Raw genomic sequence first — 3,935 nt, 5'->3', positions numbered from 1 at the left:
TTGGCATCGAAGATGAAAGACCAGCGCGGCGCGCTGCCGGAAGACACCGATCGCAGCGATAATCACCGCATTTTGCGCTATCTGGCAAAGTACACCATCAACCCTGCCAAAACCTGTGGCATCGATGCCTATGTTGGCTCGATCGAGCCCGGAAAAATTGCCGATTTGGTGCTGTGGCAGCCGGGATTCTTCGGCATTAAGCCAGAACTGATCATCAAAGGCGGCTTTATTGCCTGGTCCCCAATGGGAGAATCCAATGCCTCACTGATGACCTGTGAGCCAATTCTGTATCGCCCGCAGTGGGGCAGTTTTGGTAGCGCTTGCCCGTCTACCTCGTTCTGCTTTGTGGCGCAGGCCGCCCTAGAATCTGGACTGCAAGACACGCTGGGACTGCGAAAGCAGCTACTTCCCGTTAAAAGAACCCGATCGCTGACCAAAGCAGACATGCTGCACAACAGCGCTTGCCCTGAAATTGAAGTAGACCCGGACACGTTCCAGGTAAGAGTCAATGGCAGCTTAGCGACGTGCGAACCCGTTGAGCGAGTGCCGCTCGGTCAGCTTTACATCTTCAGATAGCAGGAGACGGCAATGAAAACAGCGGCGCGAGTTGGCATTGGAGGTCCGGTCGGCAGCGGCAAAACCGCCCTGCTAGAGCGTCTGGTGCCTCGGTTGATGCAGCAGGGCGTTGAAGTGGCGATCGTCACCAATGATTTGCTGACTCAGGAGGACGCCGATCGACTAAAGCGCAACGGGATTCTGCCCAGCGATCGCGTGATCGGTGTTGAAACCGGAAGCTGCCCGCATACGGCGATTCGGGAAGACCCCACCATGAACCTGCTGGCGATTCGAGCGTTGGAGAAAGCCCATCCGCAACTCGATTTAATTTTTGTCGAGAGCGGCGGCGACAACCTCGCTTCTACGTTCAGCTATGACCTTGTGGATGCTTACCTGTTTGTGATTGATGTTGGTGCCGGAGACGATATTCCCCGCAAGAACGGTCCAGGTTTTATGCAGGCAGATCTGGCGGTGATCAACAAAATTGACATCGCGCCGTTTGTGGGTGCCGATCTGGACTTAATTCGTCGCGACGCGATCGATCGCCGACGCGGCAAAGCGATCGCCTACACCAACTGCAAAACGGGTGAAGGACTGGATCAGGTCGTAGGCTTCATTCTAGAAACGGTGCTGTTCCGAAGTAGCACCGTCCTTTCCAGCCATTGATTTTTGGGTCACCCATGAGTGTTGCACAACCAACAATTGATTCCTTAATCGCGCTGCCCAGCGTTGCACCAACGTCAGATGGTGCTAGCCTTGAGCGGCGATCGCAGCTTGACCTGACCGTAAGCTGTAGCCGCACGGGACAGTCGTTTGTGCAGCGGCAGTACGCCACGTATCCTTTTCGCCTGTCGGGTCCGCTGCGGCTCGATCCGCTCGATCGATCGCGGCTGTATCTGTACATGATGAATTCCTCGCCGGGGTTGCTGGCAGGCGACGATCTGCACGTATCGCTGCATCTGAACGATCGCACCCGCCTGTACCTAACGGACCAATCGGCAACAAAAGCGCACACAATGGCGATCGACCAGCCTGCCAAAGTTGCGTACGCCATTGAGGTTGGAGCAGCGGCGACGTTAGAGTTCGTGCCAGAACCGCTGATTCTCTACGCCGATGCCGCCGTCGAGCAAACCATCCAGATCACTCTCCAGCCCACTGCTCACCTGTTTCTCAGCGAGATGGTTTTACCGGGACGACTGGCGCGGGGCGAGTTCTACCGCTTCCATCGCTATGTCAGCCGCGTGCAGGTTCGCACGGTCGATCGGCTGCTGTTCGCCGATACCACCCGCTTAGAAGGCAAGCTAAATCCGTTTCGCCACAGCTCAGTGTTCTCGCCACTCCCGGCGATCGCGACGGTAATCGCGGTCCAGCCAACGGTTGATTTGCAGCGGCTCAGTGCAGAACTGGACACGTTTACCGCGACAGATGAGCAACCGATTATGGCGGCTAGTTCCCAGTTGCCCAACTGCAACGGCTTGCTGATTCGGGCTGCCGCCGCGAACGCCAGCAGCCTAAAAACGTACATTCGCTTCGCGCTGAACTGTGTGCGACGAAGCCGAGGCGAACCCAATCTACCGGAAATCCCCAAATGACCGCGATCGCCCAAACCTACCTCGGTAACTGCATCACCGATTCCACGCTAGCGGCGCGGGTTGAACAGGCACGCCGCTCGGGGCAGTGTTTAGAGGTGTCGTTGCATCCCGCCGATCGTCCTAAGGGTCGCATCCACGCGCACGCGGCATCCGGAGAAGCGATCGGCATTGTCAAACCGCGCGATCAGGCGATTTGTGAGGGCGACACGTTTGCAACGGACACGGGAAAACTGCTGATTGTGCATCTAGAAGCTCAAACGGTGATGGTGTTGAGCGTTGCTGGGGATGTTACAGGGCATGAGATTGCTCTGATTCATCTGGGACACGCGCTAGGAAATCACCACTGGTCTATTCTGGTGCAGCAGAATGAAATTTATGTACAGCTTACCTCGGACCCGCACGTGATTGAGTCCACAATTCGCAGCTTCAACATTCCTGGCATCCAAATTCGCTATGAATCGCGATCGCCAGAGCAGCCGCTGACCTTCTCCCATCATTCTCATCACTAACCCACGACTCCAATGCTCGATCGCCGCCTTGCCCTAATGCAACTGTCTGACTCGTTTTTTCCATCAGGGTCATTCACCCTGTCGCACGGGCTGGAGTCGCTTGTGGCAACCGGGCAGGTGCGATCGTCTGAGGATTTTCAGGACTTTCTGACGCTGCTGCTTTACAACAGGGTTGGCTCCTGCGACTTGGTGGCGCTGTTCCATGCCTACCGCGCCAGCGCGACTCAGAATTTAGCGGCTGTGCAGCAGATTGACCACCGCCTGTTTGCTCAAACTCTGGTTCAGGAGGCTCGTGAGGCTCAGCAAAAAAGCGGCAAAGCGCTCTTGATGGTGGCTCAAACAACGTGGGCAGATGTCCAGCTAGAGTGGCTGCTGGACCAGTCTGAGGCAGGACATCTCCATTGCTTGCACCCGATCGTGTTTGCGGTGGTGGGTCGGGTTGCGGGGTTAACCGAGAGCGATGTGGCGTTTGCGTTTTTGCACAGCTTTGTCACGGGGTTAGCCGGGGCGGCAATTCGACTGGGAATTTTAGGACATATCCGATCGCAAATCGTCCTTAGAACCATTGCCGCAGATATTGAAGCCGTGATTGATCACGCCGCTGATCAAGCGTTAGACACTATGTGGTCGTGTACTCCAGCGATCGACCTTGCCCAAATGTCCCATCGCCGCTTGATGGTGAAACAATTTGCCAGCTAAGTTGCAGCCGTTGCGTTGAATAAATTAAACTGTCTGGCTTATTCAAACTGTCTGGATTCGTAAGTCCGGATACGTTAAGCGCCGTTTGAGCGTGATAGCGTTAGCCAGTCGTTGTGTGTGTCTGGAATGCGATGGTGCGGCAACTGGTTGGTTCGATCGCCACTCTCTGGCGCTACCCTGTTAAATCCATGCTGGGTGAGGAGTTGGTGACGTCCGAAATTACAGCACATGGCTTGCTGGGCGATCGGGCTTATGCACTGTGGGATGTCCAAACTGGCAGAGTCGCCAGCGCCAAGAATCCCAAAAAGTGGGCAAAACTGCTCGATTTTCATGCGTCGTTTGTAGACGCTCCACAGGCGCAAACACCGACTCCTCCCGTCAAAGTTGTGCTGCCAGACGGACACTCGGTCAGCAGCGAAGCGCCGGACATTGGCAACATCCTCTCGCATCAATTGGGGCGCGATGTTCAGCTACTCTCGTCTGTGCCGGAGTCGGCGAGTCTAGACCAGTATTGGCCCAGTGTAGAGGGCACAGCGCATCAAGAAGCCGTCACGCAGCTGTTTATGCCGCCCGGAACGTT

General features: G+C 55.9%; 6 protein-coding genes. All 6 read left to right on the top strand.

The annotated features are described in order from the left end of the window. The coding region (locus tag H6F43_RS02165; RefSeq protein WP_190340372.1) for an amidohydrolase family protein at positions 1-576 on the top strand (576 nt) is incomplete at its 5' end. A gap of 12 nt (positions 577-588) precedes the next feature. Beyond that, on the top strand, positions 589-1,221 hold the full coding sequence (ureG, locus tag H6F43_RS02160; protein WP_190340371.1) for an urease accessory protein UreG: 633 nt from the start codon (positions 589-591) through the stop codon (positions 1,219-1,221). A 14-nt stretch (positions 1,222-1,235) separates the two neighbouring features. Next, positions 1,236-2,147 (top strand): urease accessory protein UreD, encoded by a 912-nt coding sequence (locus H6F43_RS02155; RefSeq protein ID WP_190340370.1) that lies wholly within the window; start codon positions 1,236-1,238, stop codon positions 2,145-2,147. Beyond that, the gene (locus H6F43_RS02150; protein ID WP_190340369.1) at positions 2,144-2,656 is read left to right on the top strand and encodes an urease accessory protein UreE; all 513 of its coding nucleotides are present in this window, start codon (positions 2,144-2,146) and stop codon (positions 2,654-2,656) included. The genes H6F43_RS02155 and H6F43_RS02150 overlap by 4 nt, the downstream gene beginning before the upstream one ends. A 12-nt stretch (positions 2,657-2,668) precedes the next feature. Then, a complete protein-coding gene (locus H6F43_RS02145) occupies positions 2,669-3,355 on the top strand; it encodes an urease accessory UreF family protein (RefSeq protein ID WP_190340368.1) in 687 nt (228 codons plus the stop codon). A gap of 113 nt (positions 3,356-3,468) precedes the next feature. Then, a partial coding sequence (locus tag H6F43_RS02140; RefSeq protein WP_347272363.1) for an MOSC N-terminal beta barrel domain-containing protein occupies positions 3,469-3,935 on the top strand: 467 nt, incomplete at its 3' end.

This window comes from Leptolyngbya sp. FACHB-36, assembly GCF_014695955.1.
Lineage (GTDB): Bacteria > Cyanobacteriota > Cyanobacteriia > Leptolyngbyales > Leptolyngbyaceae > FACHB-36.
This window is presented reverse-complemented; position numbering and strand designations above follow the sequence as displayed.